Origin of the sequence: Bartonella sp. TS82HLJMH, assembly GCF_042193495.1 — a bacterium.
In the GTDB taxonomy this organism is placed as follows: domain Bacteria; phylum Pseudomonadota; class Alphaproteobacteria; order Rhizobiales; family Rhizobiaceae; genus Bartonella; species Bartonella grahamii.
The window spans coordinates 1-809 of sequence record NZ_JBHILU010000087.1 but is presented as its reverse complement, the minus strand read 5'-3'; the positions used below and the strand labels follow the sequence as shown (position 1 = coordinate 809).

Below are 809 nucleotides of genomic sequence, written 5' to 3'. Positions count from 1 at the left end.
CGGGTGACATAAGTGGCCGTTTTATGAATCTTCCCCGCAATCAATTGAACAGGAGCAAACAAAACCGGTGAGAGCTTTTCGGTGCCTTTTAGAATGGCGCGAAGCTTTATCTTTTCACTGATATATTCGGTAAGGCTTAGCAATTGAAAGGGAAGCAGTTGATAAACCGTGCCATTGTTTCTTTCAATTTCAAAGATGACAGAACAATCGCTTGAAGGCAATTCAATCGCTGCGCGTATTTGCAAATCAGAGCAGTCCACAAGATCAAAAGTGCCAAGATCAATGGTTTTTTCTGTTTGTGTGTAGCGTGCCGCCAGTACTCGAAAGGCTAAAGCCTCATCTTGATGGGCGGACCATGTCTGCGCATTAACAGAAGAAAAACGTGGACCGGTCACATAAGGGTGGCTCGAGACGTATCTCTGGTGTTCTGCATCAAAATCTCCAAGCTTTGCTAGTGAGACAGAATGATCAGCATCATCGGTTTTAAGTACAAAAGCCGTTAAGCGGTCATCCATCACAAGGAGTGGTACATCATAGCGTGCCTCTGCCCAACCTAGCTTTGCGCCCTTCATAGAATAAAAGCTTTGCGCTTGAATATCGGCGGTCGGATAGCCATTTTCTGTGGTGACCAAATCAATCACCAGATCATGGTTTTGATTACCGATTTTACAAAGATGAAAGTCAATACCGGTGATTTGCCGTGTTTCATCGGGGGTAAAGACTTGCGCTTGTGGGTCCACTTGCGTCCATATCTTCACCGTGGTGGTGCGCCGCATCACTTTCACATCAATCACACCTTGACCGGTAAA

The 809-nt window shown here is 45.6% G+C and carries 1 pseudogene; it reads right to left on the bottom strand.

Going from position 1 to position 809, the window contains the following annotated elements:
• Positions 1-809, bottom strand: a pseudogene (locus tag ACFIKO_RS09600) (DUF4815 domain-containing protein); the annotation flags it as partial.